21 protein-coding genes and 1 pseudogene are annotated in these 21211 nt (G+C 68.3%); 10 read left to right on the top strand and 12 right to left on the bottom strand.

The window, feature by feature from the left end; all coding sequences use genetic code 11:
• Positions 1 to 10 precede the first annotated feature (10 nt).
• Complete coding sequence (locus H8F25_RS10050) at positions 11 to 577, top strand: Uma2 family endonuclease (RefSeq protein ID WP_197210298.1); 567 nt, start codon at positions 11 to 13, stop codon at positions 575 to 577.
• 173 nt (positions 578 to 750) lie between these two features.
• Here H8F25_RS10050 and H8F25_RS10045 read toward each other — a convergent pair whose 3' ends face one another.
• A complete protein-coding gene (locus H8F25_RS10045; RefSeq protein ID WP_197210297.1) occupies positions 751 to 1596 on the bottom strand; it encodes a hypothetical protein in 846 nt (281 codons plus the stop codon).
• A 366-nt stretch (positions 1597 to 1962) separates the two neighbouring features.
• Between H8F25_RS10045 and H8F25_RS10040 the strand changes: the two genes are divergently transcribed.
• From H8F25_RS10040 to H8F25_RS10020, 5 genes and pseudogenes are all read left to right on the top strand, one after another.
• Positions 1963 to 2754, top strand: a complete 792-nt coding sequence (locus H8F25_RS10040) for a hypothetical protein (protein WP_197210296.1) — start codon at positions 1963 to 1965, stop codon at positions 2752 to 2754.
• 559 nt (positions 2755 to 3313) lie between these two features.
• Positions 3314 to 4873 (top strand): annotated as a pseudogene (locus tag H8F25_RS10035) (NAD(P)H-quinone oxidoreductase subunit 4); the annotation flags it as partial.
• A 185-nt stretch (positions 4874 to 5058) separates the two neighbouring features.
• Positions 5059 to 5427, top strand: coding sequence for a lipopolysaccharide assembly protein LapA domain-containing protein (locus H8F25_RS10030; protein ID WP_197210295.1), 369 nt, complete (start codon positions 5059 to 5061; stop codon positions 5425 to 5427).
• Positions 5428 to 5585: 158 nt separating this feature from the next.
• Positions 5586 to 6494: a segregation/condensation protein A gene (locus H8F25_RS10025; protein WP_197210294.1), complete on the top strand. Its 909-nt coding sequence runs from the start codon at positions 5586 to 5588 to the stop codon at positions 6492 to 6494.
• A gap of 45 nt (positions 6495 to 6539) precedes the next feature.
• Positions 6540 to 7724 carry an NDP-sugar synthase gene (locus H8F25_RS10020; protein WP_197210293.1) on the top strand — a complete coding sequence of 395 codons (1185 nt, stop codon included), beginning with the start codon at positions 6540 to 6542 and terminating at the stop codon, positions 7722 to 7724.
• A 183-nt stretch (positions 7725 to 7907) separates the two neighbouring features.
• Here the strand turns inward: H8F25_RS10020 and H8F25_RS10015 are convergent, their stop codons facing one another.
• Positions 7908 to 8843, bottom strand: a complete 936-nt coding sequence (locus H8F25_RS10015) for a methylenetetrahydrofolate reductase (RefSeq protein ID WP_197210292.1) — start codon at positions 8841 to 8843, stop codon at positions 7908 to 7910.
• Between the two features lie 45 nt (positions 8844 to 8888).
• Between H8F25_RS10015 and H8F25_RS10010 the strand changes: the two genes are divergently transcribed.
• Positions 8889 to 9209: a LuxR C-terminal-related transcriptional regulator gene (locus H8F25_RS10010; protein ID WP_370525717.1), complete on the top strand. Its 321-nt coding sequence runs from the start codon at positions 8889 to 8891 to the stop codon at positions 9207 to 9209.
• A 133-nt stretch (positions 9210 to 9342) separates the two neighbouring features.
• Here H8F25_RS10010 and H8F25_RS10005 read toward each other — a convergent pair whose 3' ends face one another.
• The 10 genes from H8F25_RS10005 to H8F25_RS17720 form a co-directional block, all read right to left on the bottom strand.
• Positions 9343 to 9846: an adenylate cyclase gene (locus H8F25_RS10005; protein WP_231596751.1), complete on the bottom strand. Its 504-nt coding sequence runs from the start codon at positions 9844 to 9846 to the stop codon at positions 9343 to 9345.
• Positions 9847 to 10146: 300 nt separating this feature from the next.
• On the bottom strand, positions 10147 to 10401 hold the full coding sequence (locus H8F25_RS10000) for a hypothetical protein (protein WP_197210291.1): 255 nt from the start codon (positions 10399 to 10401) through the stop codon (positions 10147 to 10149).
• A 223-nt stretch (positions 10402 to 10624) separates the two neighbouring features.
• On the bottom strand, positions 10625 to 11587 hold the full coding sequence (locus tag H8F25_RS09995; RefSeq protein ID WP_197210290.1) for an NAD(+) kinase: 963 nt from the start codon (positions 11585 to 11587) through the stop codon (positions 10625 to 10627).
• Positions 11588 to 11738: 151 nt separating this feature from the next.
• On the bottom strand, positions 11739 to 12059 hold the full coding sequence (nuoK, locus tag H8F25_RS09990) for an NADH-quinone oxidoreductase subunit NuoK (protein WP_197210289.1): 321 nt from the start codon (positions 12057 to 12059) through the stop codon (positions 11739 to 11741).
• Positions 12056 to 12691: an NADH-quinone oxidoreductase subunit J gene (locus H8F25_RS09985; RefSeq protein ID WP_197210288.1), complete on the bottom strand. Its 636-nt coding sequence runs from the start codon at positions 12689 to 12691 to the stop codon at positions 12056 to 12058. Before H8F25_RS09985 ends, nuoK begins: the two co-directional genes overlap by 4 nt.
• Entirely contained in the window at positions 12691 to 13308 is a 618-nt protein-coding gene (gene ndhI, locus H8F25_RS09980) for an NAD(P)H-quinone oxidoreductase subunit I (protein ID WP_197213704.1), read from the bottom strand. The genes H8F25_RS09985 and ndhI overlap by 1 nt, the downstream gene beginning before the upstream one ends.
• Before the next feature lie 90 nt (positions 13309 to 13398).
• On the bottom strand, positions 13399 to 14517 hold the full coding sequence (gene nuoH / locus H8F25_RS09975) for an NADH-quinone oxidoreductase subunit NuoH (protein WP_197213702.1): 1119 nt from the start codon (positions 14515 to 14517) through the stop codon (positions 13399 to 13401).
• Positions 14518 to 14602: 85 nt separating this feature from the next.
• Positions 14603 to 15781, bottom strand: a complete 1179-nt coding sequence (locus H8F25_RS09970; protein ID WP_231596750.1) for a citrate synthase — start codon at positions 15779 to 15781, stop codon at positions 14603 to 14605.
• A 149-nt stretch (positions 15782 to 15930) separates the two neighbouring features.
• Complete coding sequence (gene sixA / locus H8F25_RS09965) at positions 15931 to 16455, bottom strand: phosphohistidine phosphatase SixA (RefSeq protein ID WP_197210286.1); 525 nt, start codon at positions 16453 to 16455, stop codon at positions 15931 to 15933.
• 99 nt (positions 16456 to 16554) lie between these two features.
• The gene (locus tag H8F25_RS17720) at positions 16555 to 18699 is read right to left on the bottom strand and encodes a DUF3352 domain-containing protein (protein WP_231596749.1); all 2145 of its coding nucleotides are present in this window, start codon (positions 18697 to 18699) and stop codon (positions 16555 to 16557) included.
• Between the two features lie 45 nt (positions 18700 to 18744).
• On the opposite strand from H8F25_RS17720, the gene H8F25_RS09955 reads away from it, so the two are divergent.
• From H8F25_RS09955 to H8F25_RS09945, 3 genes are all read left to right on the top strand, one after another.
• Complete coding sequence (locus H8F25_RS09955; protein ID WP_197210285.1) at positions 18745 to 19119, top strand: rhodanese-like domain-containing protein; 375 nt, start codon at positions 18745 to 18747, stop codon at positions 19117 to 19119.
• Between the two features lie 222 nt (positions 19120 to 19341).
• On the top strand, positions 19342 to 20367 hold the full coding sequence (locus tag H8F25_RS09950; RefSeq protein ID WP_197210284.1) for a heat-inducible transcriptional repressor HrcA: 1026 nt from the start codon (positions 19342 to 19344) through the stop codon (positions 20365 to 20367).
• Between the two features lie 13 nt (positions 20368 to 20380).
• Positions 20381 to 21196, top strand: coding sequence for a 20S proteasome subunit A/B (locus H8F25_RS09945; RefSeq protein ID WP_197210283.1), 816 nt, complete (start codon positions 20381 to 20383; stop codon positions 21194 to 21196).
• Positions 21197 to 21211: the final 15 nt, after the last annotated feature.

Raw genomic sequence — 21211 nt, 5'->3', positions numbered from 1 at the left:
GGCCCGGCGGATGACACGGCTCACCTCCCCGTCCGATCCGCAGGCGCCCCATGCCCGCTTCACCGTGGAGCAGTTCCATCGGCTCTGTGAGGCCGTGCCGGAACAGCGGCTGGAGCTCATCGCAGGCGAGGTGCTGACGGTGCTCGCCAAGGGAACGCGTCACAGCGTCCTGGTGAACCGGGTGACGCAGCTGATCACGCTCTGGCTGGCGGCCCGGACCGACTGTCCCTGGGAACTGTGGGTGGAATCACCGCTTTGTCTGGGTGAGCGCGATGAACCCGAGCCAGACCTGGCCCTGGTGCGGCAACGCAGCCATGGCTATCTCAGCGCCCATCCAGAAGCCCCCGACACCGTGCTGGTGATCGAAGTGTCGGACAGCTCTCTCGCCTTTGATCTGCAGACCAAAGGGCACCTCTACAGGAATGCCGGCATCCCCAGTGACTGGGTGATCGATGTCAGTGGACCGCAGCTGATCCGGGCATTCGGCCCCGATCAGCAGGACCCACCGCTGGAATCCCTGCACCACAGGATCGAGGAGCTGCTGCTCACCATGCCACCGGCCAGTGAAAAAGTCTGAGCCCATCCACGCCGCCTCAACCCAGCCCTGCAAGCGCACTCGCCCCGCCGACAAGAACCCATCGGCCACGGGATGAGCCCCAACAGCTTTGAGCATGCACCCTCCTGTCATCCGGAACGCAGCGACTCCGTAAGGCAGGCCGGCATGGCCTCCCTCACCCGCACCGCTGAGCGCTAGCGCAACTTGTCGAGATGGCGAAGCTCAATCCTGCGATGGCCCGCGCGGTCAGTCGTGACCAGATCGGCGAAATGGCGGCCCACCTGGATGCTGCCGATCGGATACAGATGGGTCTGAAGCAAGCCGGAACCGGTGCTCTCATCGACTCCCTCCACCAGCGGCATGATCACCGCATGGCGCCTGGCCAGCTCGTCGAGCCCCAGGCGAACAACCGGGCTTGACGCCGTGAGGGGATGCGTGAGGGTGGCGGTCTGACTGAGCTGGGGCGTGGCAGTGTTGAGGAGCTCCAGGGCAACGATCCGTCGCTGCCAGACTCCCGCTTGAATCTGATCATCATAGATCAGTGATAAACCATAGCTCACATTCAACCATTGCCCAGGATCTGCGGTCACAAAGCGGCAGAACAGGTGCCCGTGATCCATGGAGCTGATGCACAGGTGTCGGCTGAAGCGCAACGGGGCCTCGTTGCTGCTCAGCCGCGCAAACACAATGGCCGTCAACGTCGACAGCGTGATCAAGCCGGCGATCAGGCTCAACACGCCCACCGCATAGGTGAACAGCGAATCCGGCGTGACGCTGCTGAAGCCATTGGCGAAGAAGCTTTCCATCGCAAACACGAGCGGCTTGGGGAGGCCCATCGGCGCATCACCAAGCAGATGACGCCGATCGAAACTGAGAAGAACCGCAACAGCAAGAATGACTCCCAGATAAACCAGGAACATCACCGGGAAAAACAGCCACCACGGCATCCTGATCAGCGCCGCCAGGGGCTGACGCCAGAGCTCGTACCAGGGCGTGTGCTGATGATCGTGGCGGATGCCACGTGCCGACAGGTTGAACATTCGTGCTCCAGGTTGATCGACTGCGGCCCACAGGAAGCGGGGCCTGCGTGTTGGGTGGTCAGACAGCCCCGCAAGGAAGCGGCGAACAAGCTGGATCAACCGACAGGGACGAGCCTCCACAGGTGGCCGAGGGGGAACAGGCGTGACCGACGGGACCAGGACAAAGCCATTCGGTCCACGAATCCGCAGGACTGCAGCGCCAACTGCATTGCAGGCATCGGTGATGCCAGCCTCCTCCTCAGACGAAGATCCATGGCAGTTCGGCCTGTCAGACGTTCACCTCACCCCGGCAGTCCGTCAGGCTGATTCTGATTCAGACTGAACCCGCTGCTCGCAGCGCAAGCTTCGCTTCGGCTTTGCGTTCGGATGCCGATTCTTCACCCGCCCGTCGTCCAGACACCGCCTCCGGAGGTGCGCTTTGTGCTGGCGGCGCCCTCTCCGTACACCGGCCGCTTCGATGCCACCAGAGCCGGACTGGGGATCGCCCTGGAACTGCACCGTCTCGCGCGGGAGTATCACCTGCCGGTCCGGATCAGCCTCAGGGCGCTGTCGGCCCAGGCCGGCCGACCGGAGGCGGCCGCCTTGCTTCAGGGGCAACCGCGGGTGCTGGTGGTGGGCGGCTCGACCTGGAGTCAGGGTTCGGCGCCGCCGTTGCGCCGTCTGTTCGAGCTGGGCGGCAACGTGTCCCTGCAGGGGGTGCGTGCCACCGCCTTCGCCACCGCCGGCGGCGCCCACACCGGCGGCGAAATGGTGGTGCTCGACAGCCTCCGCTCGCTGATGGGGCAGGGAGCCCTGGCCTTCACGGCAGCTCAACGGCTGATGGTGTTCAGCACCGACGAGCGACTGGAGCCGGCACCGGGTCAGTTCACGGATCTGGACTGCTGGTCCATGGGCCAGTACGCCCGGGAGCTGCTGCTGCAGGCCCACGCCGGCGAGGATCCGTCGCGGACGGCCGCCCTGGCCGATCGCCTCGGCGTGGATCTGGCCTATTTCCGGCGTTTCCCCCGGTCAACCGAGGCCCTTGGCCCCCATGCCCCGACGGTGTGCGCCAAGGTCAACCGACTGGCGAGCGCCGAACGCCCCGGACTGGGCACCCTGGCCGCGGAGCTGACCCGACCGGAGCCCGAGCTGCGGGCCCTGTTCCGAACCATCCCCTGACTTGATGACCCGCAACACTCCACAGGTGCCGCCCCTGCCTGAGCCAGAAGGCAGGGATCCCATGTGGGAAGGCAGGTTGTGTTGCCCGTGCCTGAGCTGCGGAGCCACATGGGTCATCAAGTCCCCTGAACGTCCGACTCCGACGTCGTTGACGGTCAGTGGTTGAGCGGGGCACGAGCGAGCACCGCCGCAGATGCTGTCGCCCCGCACCCCAAACCCCGTCACCACCCAAGCCCCTGAACCGCCAGGCCGGGCCCCCCAAAGCGGGGGCCACGGCCTCCAGCCCCGGCACTGCAAGGCCGAGCCCCGCAACGCGGGGCAACGGCCGCTCGCCCCCCCTGGGCCTGAATCTGCCTTCGCCCCCGCCGCGAGGTCTCGCTCGGCAGGTCCCGCAACCTGCCGCCCGAACCCCGGCCAACGCCAGGGGGCGCCGCCGGGCTGACTCCGGGAGGCCGCTGCGCTCGCCCGCGAGCGCGACGGCCGGACGGATCAGCCCGGCGGCGCCAGTCCCGACAGCTTGTGTGACAACCGCCACCCGCACTGAGATCTCCAGGCTGAGATTTCTACACTCCGAGCCAGACGCCTGACCCGGCCTGTGGCCTTCCCCTGGCTGAGCGCCTCGATCCTGTTCCCGATCGCGGCCTCCCTGCTGATCCCCTTTGTGCCCGACGCCGGAGACGGCAAGCGGGTGCGTTGGTACGCCCTGGGGGTGTCGCTGACCACCTTCCTGCTGACGGTGGGGGGATACCTCAACGGGTACGACCCCTCTGAACCGGGCCTGCAGCTGGTGGAGCGGGTGCAGTGGCTGCCGGACCTGGGCCTGGCCTGGTCGGTTGGAGCCGATGGCATCTCCATGCCGCTAATCCTGCTCACCAGCTTCATCACAGCCCTGGCCTGCCTGGCCGCCTGGCCGGTGACCTTCAAGCCGAAGCTGTTCTATTTCCTGCTGCTGGCCATGGATGGCGGCCAGATCGCCGTCTTCGCGGTGCAGGACATGCTGCTGTTCTTCCTGGCCTGGGAGCTGGAGCTGATTCCGGTTTATCTGCTGCTAGCGATCTGGGGCGGCAAGAAACGTCAATATGCGGCCACCAAGTTCATCCTTTACACCGCAGGCAGTTCGCTCTTCATTCTGCTGGCAGCCCTGGCGATGGGCTTCTTCGGTGGAGGAGCTCCCAGCTTCGAATACACGGTCTTGGCCAGCCGCGAATTCGGCGTCGGCTTCCAGGTGTTGTGTTATGCGGCCCTGCTGATCGCCTTCGGCGTGAAACTGCCGATTGTGCCGCTGCATACCTGGCTGCCCGATGCGCACGGCGAAGCGACGGCGCCGGTGCACATGCTCCTTGCCGGGATTCTGCTCAAGATGGGCGGCTACGCATTGCTGCGCTTCAACGTGCAGCTGCTGCCCGATGCCCATGCCCGGTTCGCGCCGCTGCTGGTGGTGCTGGGGGTGGTGAACATCATCTATGCGGCGCTCACCTCGTTTGCGCAGCGCAATCTCAAGCGCAAGATCGCCTACAGCTCGATCAGCCACATGGGCTTTGTGTTGATCGGCATCGGCAGCTTCAGCGCCCTGGGCACCAGCGGCGCGATGCTGCAGATGGTGAGCCACGGCCTGATCGGCGCCTCCCTCTTCTTCCTGGTGGGCGCCACCTACGACCGCACCCATACATTGCAGCTCGATGAGATGGGCGGCGTAGGCCAGAAGATGCGCAAGATGTTCGCCCTCTGGACGGTCTGCTCACTCGCGTCTCTGGCCCTGCCCGGGATGAGTGGATTCGTCAGTGAGCTGATGGTGTTCGTCGGCTTCGCCACCAGTGAGGCCTACAGCCTCAGCTTCCGCATCGTCATGGCGGTGCTGGCCGCAGTGGGGGTGATCCTGACGCCGATCTACCTTCTCTCGATGCTGCGTGAGATCTTCTTCGGCAAGGAGAACAGCGAGCTCGCCTCCCACACCCATCTGGTCGATGCCGAGCCGCGTGAGATCTATGTGATCTCCTGCCTGCTGGTGCCGATCGTCGGAATCGGCCTCTACCCCAGGATCATGACCGACACCTACCGGGCCTCGATCGAAACCCTGGTGGCACGCGAAGAAAGCGCTCTGACCGCCATGGGCGAACCGCCCAGACCTTTGCGAGCAGCCGGGGTGATGAGTCTGGTGCCACCGCCGCTCCTGCAGGCTCCATCGCTGTCCTGAAGGGTTCTGCCCTGATCGGGATCCCCCATTCCCGGCATGGTTCCCGGCTGTGAAGACAGGGCACCGGACAAGGGTCCCTCACTTAAGGTCGTGCCACTTTCGCCCTTGCCATGCGACAGCTGAACTTCCTGCTGATCTTCAGCTTCGGGCTGGCCACGGTGATGTTCACGCTGGAGAACACCACCGCCACCACAGTCCACTTCCTTCCCGGCGTCAGCAGCACCCTCCCCCTGGCGGCCCTGCTGCTAGTGGCCGGCGGCATCGGAGCCACCGCCGCGTGGATCTTCGCCGTCTGGAACGGTGTGGTGAAGAAGGTGGAGACCCTTCAGGAGCAGGGAGAGCGGGAAGCCGATCAAGTGCGCATCCGCGAGCTGGAGAACGATCTCCAGCGCTACCGCGCCACGGTCGACGCCCAGCTGGGACTTCTCCCCGCCGCCGGTCAGAGCAGCGCCGCGGAGAGCGGCATCGAGGCCGGCTGAACCGACACCCGCGTTCGTCCCGGCCTGGTCTGCTGCGGTCTTCCGTGAAGGCGCGGCCTGGTCAAACCAAGGGCAGCGCTGGCCTTGGCCGGTCGCGATCGGTACGGTGCCTGGGATGAGCCGATCCCCAGCCAGCCCGATGTCCGCGGGATGCCGCCGTGAGTGAGACCGGCGCGCGCGCCGCCATCCGCCTGCTGCAGGATGCGGCAGAGCGTGGCGACATCGATCCCTGGGATGTGGATGTGATCGCCGTGATCGATGGCTTTCTCGATCAGCTGCGTTCGCGCCTGGAGCTGCCGCGGCTGGCGGCCGGCGTGGGGGGCAGCTACGAGCTGGATCTGGCCGAGAGCAGCGAAGCCTTCCTGGCGGCCTCAGTGCTGGTGGGCCTGAAGGCGGAGGTGCTCGAGGCCTCCACCTTCCCGCCGGCTCCCCTGCTGGAGGAGGAGTGCGGCCCTGAGGACGACGGCTGGTCGGAGGAACCCGGGGGGATCGTGCTGCCGGCGCGGCCCGAACGGCACCTGATCCGCCGCCCGGTGGCACCGCCGCCGCTGCAGCGGCCGGTCACCCTCGGCGAATTGATCCGCCAGCTGGAGGACATCGCCGAACGGCTCGAACAGGATGAGGGCAGGAGCCGCGGCCGCCATCGCCCGAAGCGTTACAGCGATCGCGCCGCGATCGCCCAGGTGGCCGCTCTGGCCCACCGGGAGAAGCTGCCGGAGACCACCGCCGCCCTGGGGCGCTTCCTGCAGCAGGGCATCGAAGCTGGCGGCGACTGGCTGGGCTTCGAGGATCTGGTCATCGCCTGGCACACATCCGTGCGCGAAGCCGGCGCCGAGGAGGAACTCGATGGCGATCGGGTCGGGGTCTTCTGGGCGCTGCTGTTCCTCTGCTCCCAGGGGGCGGTGGAGCTGGAACAGCAGGGCGGCCTGTTCGGCCCGCTGCGGCTGCGGCGACCGGAGGGGGCCGCTCGCAGCGGCGAGGACGGCACCCTGCCCCTGCCTCGGCGTGGCGGGCTGTCGGGACAGGGGTCAGATGGGGGGCCGGCTCGCGCGGACCTGGCGGCCTGAGCTGACTGCTTAGGCTGCCTGCTTATCTGTGAGATGCCGACGCTAATGAAGGCGATGATCCTGGCGGCCGGCAAGGGAACGCGGGTGCGTCCGATCACGCACACCACACCCAAGCCGATGATTCCGATCCTGCAGAAACCGGTGATGGAGTTTCTGCTGGAGCTACTGCGCGAGCACGGATTCGACGAAATCATGGTCAACGTCTCCCATCTGGCCGAGGAGATCGAGAACTATTTCCGCGACGGCCAGCGCTTCGGGGTGCAGATCGCCTACAGCTTCGAGGGACGCATCGAAGACGGTGAACTGATCGGTGACGCCCTGGGCTCGGCCGGCGGCCTCAAGCGCATCCAGGATTTCCAGCCCTTCTTCGACGACACCTTCGTGGTGCTCTGCGGCGATGCGCTGATTGACCTGGACCTCACCGAAGCCGTGCGTCGTCACCGCCAGAAGGGGGCGATGGCCAGCCTGATCACCAAGCGGGTGCCGCGCGAGCAGGTGAGCAGCTACGGGGTCGTCGTCACCGACGACGATGGTCGCGTGCGCTCCTTCCAGGAGAAGCCGCCGGTGGAGGAAGCCGCCAGCGACATGATCAACACCGGCATCTACATCTTCGAGCCGGAGGTGTTGGACTTCATCCCGAGTGGCGAGCCGTTCGACATCGGCGCTGATCTCTTTCCGAAGCTGGTGGATGCCGGAGCGCCGTTCTACGCGCTGCCGATGGAGTTCGAATGGGTGGACATCGGCAAGGTGCCGGACTACTGGCAGGCCATCCGCAGCGTGTTGCAGGGGGATGTGCGCCAGGTGCAGATCCCCGGAAAGGAGGTGCGTCCGGGCATCTACGCGGGCCTCAATGTGGCCGCTGACTGGGACCAGATCACGGTGGCAGGCCCGATCTATGTGGGTGGCATGACGAAGATCGAGGACGGAGCCACAATCATCGGCCCGGCCATGATCGGACCCAATTGCCACATCTGCAGCGGCGCCACGATCGACAACTCGATCATCTTCGACTACTCGCGCATCGGCCCCGGCGTGCGCCTGGTGGAGAAGCTGGTGTACGGCCGCTATTGCGTCGACCGCAACGGCGACCATTTCGACCTGCAGGAGGCGGCCCTCGACTGGCTGATCACCGACGCCCGCCGCCAGGACCTGGCCACCCCCTCACCGCAACAGAAGGCCATGGCCGAGCTGCTGGGCAGCGACCTGGCGCTGAGCCAGGCGGCCAACTAGGAGCGCCGCAACGCCTGTCGACGCCACCCACCAGGGTGAGCGAATCTCCCCAGCCGGCCTGCCAGACCAGAGCCTCAGGCCGCCTGCGGCTTCTGATGTGCTTTGCACGGTGATCTTGCCGAGCAGCCAAGGGCGGCAGCGCTCCAGGGATCACCGCAGCTCCGGCCTCAAGGCCGTGGCAGGTCAGCCCACCGCCGCTGGCAGGGGCGGCACGGGCCGGGGCTGGATTCCTGCCAGCTGCAGGATCGCCGGGATGCGCTCCTCGGCCTTCACCGCCATCAGATGCACGCCCTGGGCGATGTCGCGATAAGCGGCCACCTGTTCAGCGGCGATCGCAATGCCCTCGGCGGCCGGATCGCTGGCGCCTGCCAGGCGGTCGATGATCGCCTGGGGGATGCTGGCTCCGGGCACCACGCGGTTGATGAAGAGCGCATTCTTCGCCGACTTGAGCAGGAACACCCCCGCCAGCACCGGCAGCCCCAGCGGGCCGCTCACCTCCTCCACGAAGCGCCGGAGTGCCTCGGGATCCATCACCATCTGGGTCTGGAGGAAGCGGGCGCCCGCCTGCTGCTTGCGCTTCACCCGGCTCACCAGGCCGCTCCAGCTGCCCGTCTGGGGATCGGCCGCGGCCCCGGCGAACAGGCTGGTGCCGCCATCGGGCAGCTCCCCCTTCACCGGATCGATCCCCTGGTTGAAGCTCTGAACCAGCTGCAGCAGCCGCACCGACTCCAGCTCATGCACCGGCCGTGCCTCAGGCTGATCGCCGGCTTTCACCGGATCGCCGGTGAGGCAGAGCACATTGCGGATGCCCAGGGCCTGGGCCCCGAGCAGATCCGCCTGCAGGGCGATGCGGTTGCGATCCCGGCCCGTGACCTGCCATACCGGCTCAATGCCGGCGTCGAGCAGCAACCGGCACACCGCCAGGCTGCTCATCCGCATCACGGCCCGGCTGCCGTCGGTGACGTTGATGGCATGCACCAGGCCACGCAGGGCAGCGGCCGCCGCCAGGGTGCGCGACGGATCTCCCCCACGCGGCGGCGTCACCTCCGCCGTCAGCGCGAACTCGCCTCGTTCCAGTGCCTCGCGCAGCAGCGGCCCGCCCCCCTCGATCCGGCCCATCATGCAGCAGCAGCCTGCCTACAGTGCGGGTTTCGCTGTGCGTCCATGCCAGAGCGCGGCCTGCCTGATCGGGCTCCGGCACCCCGTCCGCCGACCCATCACTCCCCCCAGCCGCGCGGCGACCTGTCCGAGCGGGAACTGGAGATCATCGAGCTGGTGGCCACCGGCCTGACGAACCAGGAGATCGCCGAACGCCTGACGATCAGCAAGCGCACGGTCGACAACCACGTCAGCAACATCTTCACCAAGACCGGAGCCAAGAACCGGGTGGCGCTTCTGAACTGGGCGATGGACAACGGCAAGATCTGCCGCGACGGCTTCAACTGCTGCTCGCTCGAGGACGGACCAGGCGGCGATCAGGACTGAACCGTACCGGGGCAAGCCTGGGGCTGGGCCGCCTCCCGGCGGGGTCCATCAGGGGAGTGAGCACGCCACCGGAGTGACAACGCCAGAGGATGGGGGCCGCCTCTGCCGTATGCAGCCATCCCGGCCAGGCGTTCTACAGACCGCTGAGCAGCTCGCAGCGCTCGGCCTCGCTCCATCGTGCGAGCGAACGCGCGGCCAGAGCGGCGTTGCTGAGGTCACGACGGCCGGTGACATCCCTGATGCACCAGGCCGGCAGATCGACGGGCTGATCGGGATGCTCCAGCTCCACCTCGGCGACCACCAGCGGCGCATTCTCTGCCTCGAACACATCGAGCACCCAGTCGCCGCCGGGCAGATCCAGGCCATGGCGGCACTTCACCAGTCGCTGCTCGGTCAGGGCGAGCAGCGCCTCGGCATCTGCCGTGGGGATGGCGTATTCGAATTCCAGGCGGCTGAGGGCAAGCCCGGCCAGCCCTTCCCCCCTGGCCTGAAGAGCCGTCTGCACGGAGGAGAGGGCGTCGCCTGCCGCCGGACCGTCCGGGGCCGCCAGCGAAGGCCCCTCAGGTTGCCGCTGCCCCGAGGAGGGCGCGGGTGCCTTGAGCGTCAGCCAGGCCTGCTCGGCCGCTCCACCCTCCAACGGCTCACGGGTGCGGACCCGGACCGTCAGCCCTTCGCCGGGACGGCTCAGATAACCCTGCTGCAGGCGCGCCTGCCAGAGGACATGGCCTCGCCACCGGTCGCCAGCGACCAGAAACCGCCGTTCGATCTCAAGGGCCAGAACAGATCTCCCAACACATCACCCCATCGATTCTGCCCACGCCCGCCGCCGAGGATCACCCTGCGTAACGCACCGGCCGGCCGCAACCAACCTCCCGACGATGGCGAGATCTGCCGACCGCAGGGAATCTCCATCGGCCATGCCTGCCGGAAGGCGCGCTCAGAGCTCCCGCAGATCCAGGACCCACTCCTGAAAACGACGCTCCACCCGGCGGCGGTACCAGAACCCAAGCGGCGGAATCAGGAGCAACCACAGATAGCGGCCTGGATGCCAGACCAGAAGCCAGGGCGCCAGGCTGACCAGGGCAATCAGCCAGAGGGGCGGCAGAACCTGCCAGCGGTGGGCGCCGCTGAGACCGTTGGCCCGGGCAAGACGGAGGATGAGCTTCTGCTGAGCCGACAGGCCAAAATCCATGTCCGAGGCTATAGAATGAAGCGCCTCACTTCTGGAGATAAGAATACAGAAAGACAAAGGTCTTGGCAACACCTCCTGCCGGAATCGTGAACGATTGCCGCGTTCCAGGCGAGGGCATCCCCTGGTCAGGCTCCGCTCAACCAACCAGCCCGGACCACGAAGCATCGAATCGCCCAGCACGTTGGCGAGGCCGCCCTGGCCTGAGCACCCCCGTGGGCGCCACTCAGTTGTGGGAGGGCTCCACGCCCGTGAGACTTCCCGCCCAGTGCAGCTTGCGGGTGAGGGTGCGGTAGTAGGAGGGGCTCTGCTGGAGCTGCAGCAGCAGGGCCGGATGGGGCCCCCGCTGCACGGTGCAGCGATCGCCAGGGTCAAGCACGGTGGCGTGGGCGCCGTCCTTCCAGAGCTTGACGCGACGGCTGCTCTCCCCCAGGGGCCAGACGCTCAGCCGGGCGCGGGGCGGCACCACGATGGCCCGGCTGGAGAGGCTCATCGGGCAGATGGGATTCACCACGATCGCCTCGATGCCGGGATGCAGGATCGGGCCCCCTGCCGCCATCGCGTAACCGGTGGAGCCGGTGGGGGTGGCAATGATCAGACCGTCGCCGCGGTACTGATCGACGACCTCTCCGTCGATCTCAAGCTCCAGCAGGCAGGTGGGCGACACCTCATCGAGACAGGGCCGGAAATAGAAATCATTGAGGGCGCTGTGGGGACCACAGGCATCCACCTCTGCTGGGGCGTGGCCGATGCGCGCCGCGTCACCCGGCAACGGCACGCCATCGGCGCGGTCGATGCGCGCCTCCAGCATCATGCGTCGCTCCAGCGCGAAGCGATCCTGCCGCAGGCGCTCCCAGAGACTGATGCCGTGCTCCGGTCGCAGCAGCACCCGTTCGTGGGTGAGGAAGCCGAGGTGGCCGCCGACGTTGAAGCTGAGGATCGGCACCCCATGGGGGGCCAGGTGCCGCGCCGCTCCGAGCACGGTGCCATCGCCGCCGAGCACCAGGGCCAGATCGGGCGGGCCGGGCTCGGTGGCCTGCAGACCCGGGAACGGATTGGCGCTCAGGCCGGATTCGGCGACGCTGACGACAACCCCTTCGGCCCGCAGCTCAGCGGCGCAGGCCCTGGCCTGACGCTGTGCGGCGGGGCTGCCGCTGCGATGGATCACCCAGACCCGCTCGAGGCGCATCGATTGAGGAACTCAGGGGCCCAGCCTGCTCTCTCCTGGGGCCAGACGCCAGAAGCGATGCGAAGCCTCAGACGATCGCCTCAAGCCGGGCCGGAAGGGGAGGCGACGCGGCAGTGGTGGACTCGGAACTGGGGGAGCGCAGCCGAGCGGATCACCAGCGCAGCAGGTTGAAGCGCTCCATGTCGACCGTCTCGCGGTTGCGGTAGAGGGACAGCAGGATCGCCAGACCCACCGCAGCTTCGGCCGCCGCCACGGTGATCACGAAGATGGTGAACACCTGACCGCGGACCAGCTGACCATCGAGATAGCTGGAGAAGGCCATCAGGTTGAGGTTGACGGCATTGAACATCAGTTCGATGCTCATCAGCACGCGAACGGCGTTGCGGCTGTTGATCAGGCCCCAGACGCCGGTGCAGAACAGCACGGCAGCCAGGGCGAGGAAAGCCTGGAGGGGAATGGCCGAGGAGCTCATGAACGGGGTTCCGCCAGGGTGGATGTGGTGGAGCCGGAGGGCGTCTCCAGCAGCAGAGGGGTGCGGGCCTTCTCAAGCAGGCCCTGATCGGCCGGCTCGCCGGTCACCACATCGGTGCTGAACACGTCCCGTCGGGCCAGGACGATGGCGCCGATCATGGCCATCAGCAGCAGCACCGACGCCAGCTCAAAGGGAAGCAGGTAGTCGCTGAAGAAGTGCTCACCGATGCGGATCGTCGCCTCCTCGCCCACCGGCACCGGACCGGGCAGGGCCCAGTGGGTGGTGAAGGCGACGCGCAGGAGCAGGGCGAACAACCCGGCGCAGACGGCCCCGGAGAGCAGCCGACGCAGCAGCAGGCCGGGGATGTCGGCCATCGCCTCACGCTTGTTCACCAGCATGATCGCGAACAGGATCAGCACGTTGACCGCGCCGACGTAGACGAGCACCTGGGCCGCCGCCACGAAACTGGCGTTGAGCAGCAGGTAGAGGCCAGCCACCGAGAGGAAGACGCCTCCCAGCAGGAAGGCGGAATAGACGATGTTGGGCAGCAGGACCACGGCCAGGGAACCCAGCACCAGGGTGGCCGAGAGCACCAGGAAGCAGATCTGCTGCGTGGTGGAGGCGATCGTCATCAGGATTGGACTCCTTGCTGCGGGGTCTTGGCGGCTGCAGGCAGGGTCTCGAGGACCTGCTCAGGCAGTCTGCCGGCCCGGGGAGCATCAGCGGGCACGCCGTGGGGATCGATCTCACCGGCGGGGAGGTAGCCCAGCTCACGCAGGGGAAACACCGACGGATCGGAGGTGACGCTGGTGGGGAGTCGCCCAAGTGCGACATTGTCGTAATTGAGGCTGTGGCGATCAAACGCGGCCAGCTCGTATTCCTCGGTCATCGAGAGGCAGTTGGTGGGGCAGTACTCCACGCAGTTGCCGCAGAAGATGCAGACCCCGAAATCGATCGAGTAGTTCCGCAGCTCCTTCTTCTTGGTGGCCTTGTTCATCACCCAGTCCACCACCGGCAGGTTGATCGGACAGACGCGCACACACACCTCACAGGCGATGCACTTGTCGAACTCGTAATGAATACGGCCGCGGTAACGTTCGGACGGGATCAGCTTCTCGTACGGATACTGAACCGTGATCGGGCGGCGCTTGAGGTGGTCAAAGGTGACCGCCAACCCCTGAGTCAGGTACTGGGCGGCACTCACAGCATCCTTGGTGTAGTCACCGACTTTCTTGAGGAACCCGAACATGGCGCTGGTTGGGGGAGGGGCGGACAGGCGGGATCGGCCCATGATGGCGGGGCCGGCTGAGAACTGGAGGATCGGGATCGGAAGTGCAGATCAACCGCCGAAGGCGACGGGGAAGGCCAGCTTGAGAGCGGCGGTGACCAGCAGATTGACCAGGGCGACGGGGAGCAGGAACTTCCAGCCGAGATCGAGAAGCTGGTCGATCCGCACCCTGGGAACGGTCCAGCGCAGCAGAATCGCGAAGAAGACCAGCAGGTAGGCCTTGAGCACGGTCATCACGATGCCGGTGGTGGCGGTGATCACCTGCACCAGAGGTGCATCGACCGACTGTCCCAGCAGGTTGGCCAGCCACTCGACCGGCACCGGGAAGCCCCAGCCACCCAGATAAAGCACCGAGACGAGCAGCGCCGAGAGCACGAGGTTGATGTAGCTGCCGAGGTAGAAGAGGGCGAACTTCATGCCCGAATACTCGGTCTGGTAGCCGGCGACCAGCTCCTCTTCCGCCTCGGGCAGGTCAAAGGGGAGGCGCTCACACTCGGCCAGGGCACAGATCCAGAAGATCACGAAGCCCACCGGCTGGCGCCAGATGTTCCAGCTGAGAATGCCGGCGCCGTTCTGCTGGGCGACGATGTCGACGGTGCTAAGAGAGTTGCTCATCATCACCACCGCCAGCACCGCCAGGGCCAGGGGGATTTCGTAGCTGATCGACTGGGCCGCAGCCCGCAGGCCGCCGAGCAACGAATACTTGTTATTGGAGGCGTAGCCGCTCATCAGCAGGCCGATCGGCTGGATGCTGCTCAGGGCGATCCACAGAAAGATCCCCACCCCGACGTTGCTGATCAGCAGGTTCTGGCCGAAGGGCACCACCAGCCACGAAAGGATCACGGGCACCAGCACCAGCACCGGGCCGAGCGTGAACAGCAGCCCGTCGGCTCGGGCCGGGATGACGTCTTCCTTGAACAGCAGCTTGAGGCCGTCGGCCATGGGCTGGAGCACCCCCAGGGGGCCGGCGTACTCCGGGCCGATGCGCTGCTGGACGGCTGCCGAGATCTTGCGCTCGAGCCAGACGTTGACCAGAACGCCCACCACCGCCGCCACCAGGACGGTGAGCATCGGCAGCGGCAGCCAGATCAGGTGGGCGAGTCCGGGAGTCAGCCCGAAGCCCTCGAGCAGGTCGACGAAGCTGGCCTGCAGATCGAGTCCCGGAGTCACGACCGCGAAGGGCTGCATGGCGGGTGGGAGGAGTGGGGGAGACGTTAAGGCCCCGCTGGTGGAACGGGGGAGACGGCGTGGTGCTTCAGACGACCGCCGGGCGGCTCTCCAGGGGGAGCCAGGCCCGCTCGCCGGAGCCGGTGTAGATCTGCGTGGGGCGATAGATGCGGTTGGCGCCCAGCTGCTCGCGCCAGTGGGCCAGCCAGCCGGCTGTGCGAGCGATCGCGAAGATCGGTGTGAACAGATCGCGCGGAATGCCGAGCTTCCGATACACCAGGCCGGAGTAGAAATCGACGTTGGGATAGATGCCCTTCGGCCCCAGGCGATCAGCGGCGACTTCCTCGAGGCGGCGCGCCACGTCATACATGGCGTCATGGCCGAAGCGCAGGAACAGGTCCTCGGCCAGCTTCTGCAGGATCACGGCACGGGGATCCTTCACCTTGTACTCGCGGTGACCGAAGCCCATGATCTTCTTGCGGGCCTTGATCGCCTGATCGAGCCAGGACTCCACCGCATCCACCGTGCCGATCTCCTCCAGCATCTCGAGCACGTCCTCGTTGGCGCCGCCGTGCAGCGGTCCGGCCAGGGTGCCGACGGCCGAGGCGACCACGGCATAGGGATCGGTGAGCGTGCTGGCGGTGACGCGGGCGCTGAAGGTGCTGGCGTTGAGGCTGTGCTCGGCGTGCAGGATCAGGCAGCGATCAAAGATCCTGGCCGCGATCGGATCGGGCTCACGCTCGGTGAGCATATAGAGAAAGTTGGCCGAATAGGCCAGATCATCACGGGGCTGAATCGGATCCTGTCCTTTGCGGATCAGCTGGAACGCCGCCACCATTGTGGGGATCTTGGCAATCAGCCGCACCACCGCGTCGAACACATACTGCGGATCATCCAGGGCGCGGCGGGAATAGAACAGCCCCAGCGACGCGGCGCTCGCCTGCAGGGCATCCATCGGATGCCCACCCGCTGGGAAGCACTTCATCATGTCGCGGATGCGGAAGCTCACCCGCCGATGCATCTGCACCTCCTGCTCGAAGTCCCGCAGCTGGAAAATGGTGGGGAGCTCACCCCAGATCAGCAGGTAGGCCGTCTCCAGGAAGGTGCTGTTGGCCGCCAGCTGCTCGAGCGGATAGCCGCGATAGGTGAGCAGGCCGCGGATGCCATCGATGTCACAGATCGCCGACTGGGTGGCGGGCACACCTTCGAGACCCGGGCGGAACGGCACAGGCACGCTCGCGGCCTGCGGGGCGGGGCTGCTGGTCACAGCGGGACTTCCGTCGGAGGCCGCGCTGGGATCGGCACCGCTCGGGCCGTTGGAGGGGCTCTTGACCGCCATCAAAGGTCGTACCGTTTTGCCGAACCTAGGCTCCGGCCCGGTGGCTCTGCCGTAGCGCTGATGGCCAGCCAGCGGCTTCAGCCGAGCAGCAGCCCCGGCCGCAGCAGCGACACCAGCACGGCCCCGCCGGCGGCAGGCTGGCCGCCGGCAACAGCCTGACCACGCGCAGCAGCCTCGGACAGCCGCAGCTGGATCAGGCCCGCCTTGCGCAGGTCCAGATGGCCTGCGGGCGCGCCGATCAGGCAGGCGGCCAGGGCGGAGAGATCCGGTTCATGGCCCACCAAGGCCAGGCTGTCGCCACCGCATGCCTGGCACCACTCTGGCAGGCAGGCCAGCGCCGCTCCGCCCGGAGCCAGCTCGGAGGCGAGCGTCAGATCCGGCGCCCAGCCCGCCGTCACGGCGATCTCGGCCGTCTGACGAGCCCGCAGCAACGGGCTGCAGAGCAGCCGATCCGCCATCAGCCCCAGGGCCACGAGCCGCTCCAGCACCGCACGGGTGCGGCTGCGCCCCCGCTCGGTGAGGGCCCGATCGCCATCCTCCAGTCCCGCCCGTCGCTCCTCGGCGATGCCATGGCGCAGGAGCAGGAGGGTGGAGGCAGCCATGGCGACAGAACGGCGAACGGCAGGGGCGCTCACCCATGCTGAGGCTCCGGGCCACGCGCGCCAGCGGCGGAGCCCTCGATCAGGCTCACTCGCCCAGGTTCACTCGCCCAGGTTGAGGCGGGCCCGCAGCTCCAGCGCCGAGAGCTCGGGCGGCGACTCCAGCGCCAGGGCCAGGCCCCGCACAGGCCCATCGAGACCGCCACCGGCCAGGGCCGAGAGCAGCCGCCAGGGTTGCCAGGAGCGCAGCAGGCCGCGGGCACCGTCGCCGTCGAGGCTCCACTGCAGGGGCGCCTGCGGCACCCCCAGCTCGCGCAGGCCACGCCGGAGAAAGGTGAGGGAGCGGCTCTCGGCCGGGGCCTCCAGCGCCGCGAGCGTCTGTCCCCACCAGGCCAGTTCCTGGCGCTGCTCGCTCCAGCCGGCCAGGGGGGCCACCAGCGCATCGGCGCCACCGCGCTCCCGGCGGCCGGCCCGGCCCGGCAGGGACAGGTGGGTCCACACCCGCAGGCTGTGGCCGTCCACGGCGAGGGGTGCCTCCAGCAGACCCTCCTGGCGGAGCAGCGGCTCCAGATCGGACGACGCGGGATCGCCTGAAAGGCTGGCCAGCTGCCAGCCCATGGGCGCCTGACTCGCCAGCAAGGGGCCGTGGATCGTGCGCGACAGCAGAGCGGGCAGGGGGCCCTGGCGCTCTGCCATCCCCTGCGGACGCAGACCCAGGCTGCGCTCCAGCAGGGGGCGCAGCAGGGCCACCTGGCCCAGGGCCGGCGGATCCTGGATCAGCGCCAGGCTTTCGGGGCTGCCGCGCAGGGCCGAAAGCAGCGCCTCGGCCTGCTCCGGCAGCAGCGGCGCCAGGCGCGGCGCCTCGGGCAGCAGCAACCGGGCGCGCAGCTCCAGCTGGCGGCCCTGGGGTTGGAGCACCGCCAGCAGGGTTGGTGCGCCAGGAGCGTTGGTCGGGGGCGGCGCCACTGGGACGGCTCCGCCGGAAGCGGCGTCGCTCCTGGCGGGAGGCGCGGAGGCCGAGGGAGCAGGAGCAGCTGGCGTGGTGGCGGGGACGTCCTCGGGGGTCTGAGCAACTGGCGCAGCCGTGCGCACCGGAGTGCCGGGCTGCGGGGCCTGGGGTGGTGCCTCAGGAGGCTGGAGGGCGTCCTGGGGCCCGGCGGTGGGGTTACGAGAAGCCGCATCCGGCGCCGGGCCAGAGGCCGGAACGTCCGGCAGGGCCTGGCGAGCGGAGGGCGCTGATGCGGCCGGCTCGCCCGGATCCGGGCTGTCGGTGGAGACGACAACGAGGTCTCCTTCCCCCGACGGCGAGGGTTCCGCAGGCCGCTTGGAGCCACTGACGGCGTCGGCGGAGTCCTGCGGATCGGGCAGCACCGCCGCCAGGGCAGCCGTGCGGGGCAGGCCACGGGCCGCGGCCACGGCCTGGGACAGGTCCATGGGCCTGGCCACCGCATCGGCAGGCAGGGGCGCAGGCCATCCAAGCCAGGTCTGCAGGGCCTCCGGGGCGGCCACCGCCAGGGCAGCACCGCTGGCGAAGGAGGCGAGCCCCTGGCGCAGCAGCGGCTGGCCGGCCTGATTCAGACCCGGAATCTGGGAGACATCGAGGGCCCGCTCCAGCAGATTGCGGCCGGAGGCGATCAGCACCAGATCGTCATCCACCAGGGCCGTGGCCAGGGGCTCGGATCGGCTGCCGAGCAGGGCACCACGGCCGCTGATCAACCCCATGCCGCGGTAGCGGCTCACCTGCAGGTCGGTGCCGGCCAGGCTGCGGGTCTGCCAGAACCGCTGCAGGAAACGCCGGGCACCGTCGTCATCACGACTCGCCAGGGCCAGCAGCCACCCCCGCGACGGCTGCTCGGGAGCCCCACCGGTGGCGGCCACCACCGGATCCTCGAACAGGGCCATGGCGATCTCTCCGCCGAGCCAGCCGGCCAGCTCATCCTGGTAATCGAGGCCGGCGGCAGCGAAGGCGCCGTCGCGCAGACGGGCGATCGCCTCTCCCGCGGGGCGGCGCTGGCGGGCCGGAGCCACGGCGCGGGCGTAGTCGACCGGCCGCTGGCCATCGCTGAACAGATACAGGCTGAAGGAGGCCGAGGCCGGCACGAACCGGGCCGACCGCGGCATCGCCAGACGGTGGTGCGCCAGCTGCAGGGGACCGCGCTGCCACACCAGCCACCAGCCCCCGATCCCGAGGCCGGACAGCAGCAGCAGCGCCGACAGCACCACCGCCGCGAAGGCGCGGCCCTTCATGCACGCACAGCAGGATGGCTCCATCCTGCCGTTCCCCTGCCCCCCATGGCCCCTGCCGCGCCGGCGCCCACTCCCCTCCCGATCACCGCCGCCGATCTGGCCGGGCGCCTGGTCGAGGGCGACGTGGAAGGGAGCGGCATCCAGCTGATCGATGTGCGCGAGGACGAGGAGCTGGCCATCGCCCGCCTGCCGCTGCCGGTGCTGCACCTGCCCCTGAGCCGCTCGGCCGAATGGATGGAGCGGCTCGACACGCTGCTGGACGCCTCACGGCCGGTGGCGGTGTTCTGCCACGCCGGTGTGCGCAGCTGGCATTTCGGCTGCTGGCTGATGCAGCAGAAGGGCTTTCCCCAGGTGTGGAACCTGCAGGGCGGCATCGATGCGTGGAGCGTCGAGGTGGACCGCTCGGTGCCGCGCTACTGACGGCGCAGGCGACTGCGAAGCGGCGCTGGCATTCCGGCGCCCCCCCCGGGCGGACAGACAGCCGGCCAGTCCTGCGGATGAGTCCTGCGGTTGGCGCGACCCGCAATACCCTCGCCGGCACGGCGATGCGCCACGGAGCCACAACGGTTGGTGCCGCCGTTCTCCGGGCCCGCGGCGACCTCCCTACGATCCACGCACCTCTTCGCCTCGCTACTCCTCGGCTTGGATCCCCTGCCGCGCCGCCAACAGGACGTCCTGCGTGCCACAGTGCGCCACTACGTCGACACGGTGGAGCCGGTGGGAAGCCGCACGCTGGTGCGTCGCTTCGGCCTCACCGCCAGCCCGGCCACGGTGCGCTCGGCGATGGGAGCCCTCGAGCAGCGCGGCCTGCTCACCCAGCCCCACACCTCCGCCGGCCGCATCCCCAGCCAGCAGGGCTATCGCCTCTATGTCGATCAGCTGCTGCCGGAGCCCGGCTCCGCCGCCCGCCAGCTGGAGCGGGAGCTGGCTGGCATCAGCCTGCAGTGGGCCGCCCTCGACGACCTCCTGCGCCACCTGGCCCGACGCCTCTCGGACCTCACCGGCCTCCTCAGCCTGATCAGCCGGCCCCAGCGGCAGCGACCCCAGCTTCAGGCCCTGCGCCTGGTGCCCAGCCGCGACCGCTTGCTGGTGTTCCTGGTGCAGGGACCGGCGCTGACCAGCAGCCTCAACCTGCGCCTGCCGCTGGAGGCCGAGGCCAACCTGGCGATCCTGGAGCGCTGGGCCAACGACAGCCTGCGCCAGGGCGGCGGACACATCGCCTGGGAGCGGCTGCCGGAGGAGCTGCGCACCGGCGGGGCCGTGCTGCGCCAGGGCCTGGAGGATCTGGAGCGGCGCGGTGGCGCCGAACCGGAGGGTGTGGTGGCGGCCGGCCTGGGGGGCCTGCTGGCCCAGCCGGAGTTCAGTCGCACGGCGGCGCTGCTGCCCCTGGTGCAGCTCGTGGAACATCGCCCCGAGCAGGTGCTGGGCCCCCTGGCCTCCGCCTCGGAGCTGCCTCCCCCGCTGGAGACTCCGGCGGACCACATCTGGATCGGCAGCGAGCATCCCCATGCCGCGCTGGCGGCCTGTGCCGTGGTCCAGGCTCCCTATCGGACCAGTGATGGCGACCTGGGACATGTGGCCCTGGTGGGACCGATGCGCATGGCCTACGCCACCGCCGGCGCGGCGGTGCGCTCCGTGGCGGCGATTCTGCAGCGGCTGCTGGGCTGAGGGAGCAGACGCCATGACCTACTGCGTTGCCTTCCTGCTGGAGAAGGGCCTGGTGTTCGCCTCCGATTCGCGCACCAACGCCGGGGTGGATTACATCTCCACCTACAGCAAGATGCATGTGTTCCAGCCGGCGCCCGATCGGCTGTTCGTGCTGATGGCGGCCGGCAATCTGGGAACCACCCAGGCGGTGCTCAACCGCATCCGCCGCGACCTGGCCGCAGCGGCGGTGGACGACGGCACAACTGAGCAGGGCGCGAGCGAGCGGGGAACGGCAGCCACGACCAACGAAGGGACACCGAAACGGCCCGATCTGCGCAGCGCCCGCTACCTGTTCGAGGTGGCGGATTACATCGGCCACCTCAGCGTGGCGGTGCAGCGACAGTTCGCCACCTCGCTGCGGGAGGCCGGCGCCACCGGTGAGGCCAGCTTCATCCTCGGCGGTCAGATCGCCGGAGAGCCCCACGGCCTCTACCTGATCTATCCCCAGGGCAATGCCGTGATGGCCACGGCGGAGACACCCTTTCTGCAGATCGGCGAGAGCAAATACGGCAAGCCACCGCTCGACTACGTCGGCCATCCAGGCCTGTCGCTGGAGGATGGGGCACGCCTCTGCCTGGTGTCGCAGATCATCACGCGCCGCTCCAATCTCACCGTGGGGCCGCCCTTCGAGATCGCCCTGGTGCCTGCCGGTGACCTGCGCGTGTCGCGCCGGATGAAGCTGGACAAGGATGCCCCCGAGGTGATCCGGGCCATGGAAGTGTGGGCCACGACGATGCGGGAAAGCGTGCAGCGCCTGCCGCGTTTCAGCTGGGAGCAGGATCCCCTCTGAAGAGCCGGATCCGTC

This window comes from Synechococcus sp. CBW1004 (assembly GCF_015840715.1).
Taxonomy (GTDB): domain Bacteria; phylum Cyanobacteriota; class Cyanobacteriia; order PCC-6307; family Cyanobiaceae; genus Cyanobium.
The sequence above is the reverse complement of the archived record's forward strand: the minus strand, read 5'-3'. Positions and strand labels throughout refer to the sequence as shown.

Coding starts and splice junctions, on each gene's coding strand:
- H8F25_RS09955 (WP_197210285.1), top strand. CDS start 18,745: ATGGCCCCTGCCGCGCCGGCGCCCACTCCCCTCCCGATCACCGCCGCC.
- H8F25_RS10050 (WP_197210298.1), top strand. CDS start 11: ATGACACGGCTCACCTCCCCGTCCGATCCGCAGGCGCCCCATGCCCGC.
- H8F25_RS10010 (WP_370525717.1), top strand. CDS start 8,889: ATGCCAGAGCGCGGCCTGCCTGATCGGGCTCCGGCACCCCGTCCGCCG.
- sixA (WP_197210286.1), bottom strand. CDS start 16,455: ATGGCTGCCTCCACCCTCCTGCTCCTGCGCCATGGCATCGCCGAGGAG.
- H8F25_RS10015 (WP_197210292.1), bottom strand. CDS start 8,843: ATGGGCCGGATCGAGGGGGGCGGGCCGCTGCTGCGCGAGGCACTGGAA.
- H8F25_RS10000 (WP_197210291.1), bottom strand. CDS start 10,401: ATGGATTTTGGCCTGTCGGCTCAGCAGAAGCTCATCCTCCGTCTTGCC.
- H8F25_RS10040 (WP_197210296.1), top strand. CDS start 1,963: ATGCCGATTCTTCACCCGCCCGTCGTCCAGACACCGCCTCCGGAGGTG.
- H8F25_RS17720 (WP_231596749.1), bottom strand. CDS start 18,699: ATGAAGGGCCGCGCCTTCGCGGCGGTGGTGCTGTCGGCGCTGCTGCTG.
- H8F25_RS10030 (WP_197210295.1), top strand. CDS start 5,059: ATGCGACAGCTGAACTTCCTGCTGATCTTCAGCTTCGGGCTGGCCACG.
- H8F25_RS09995 (WP_197210290.1), bottom strand. CDS start 11,587: ATGCGCCTCGAGCGGGTCTGGGTGATCCATCGCAGCGGCAGCCCCGCC.
- H8F25_RS09985 (WP_197210288.1), bottom strand. CDS start 12,691: ATGACGATCGCCTCCACCACGCAGCAGATCTGCTTCCTGGTGCTCTCG.
- ndhI (WP_197213704.1), bottom strand. CDS start 13,308: ATGTTCGGGTTCCTCAAGAAAGTCGGTGACTACACCAAGGATGCTGTG.
- H8F25_RS10020 (WP_197210293.1), top strand. CDS start 6,540: ATGAAGGCGATGATCCTGGCGGCCGGCAAGGGAACGCGGGTGCGTCCG.
- nuoK (WP_197210289.1), bottom strand. CDS start 12,059: ATGAGCTCCTCGGCCATTCCCCTCCAGGCTTTCCTCGCCCTGGCTGCC.
- H8F25_RS09945 (WP_197210283.1), top strand. CDS start 20,381: ATGACCTACTGCGTTGCCTTCCTGCTGGAGAAGGGCCTGGTGTTCGCC.
- H8F25_RS10045 (WP_197210297.1), bottom strand. CDS start 1,596: ATGTTCAACCTGTCGGCACGTGGCATCCGCCACGATCATCAGCACACG.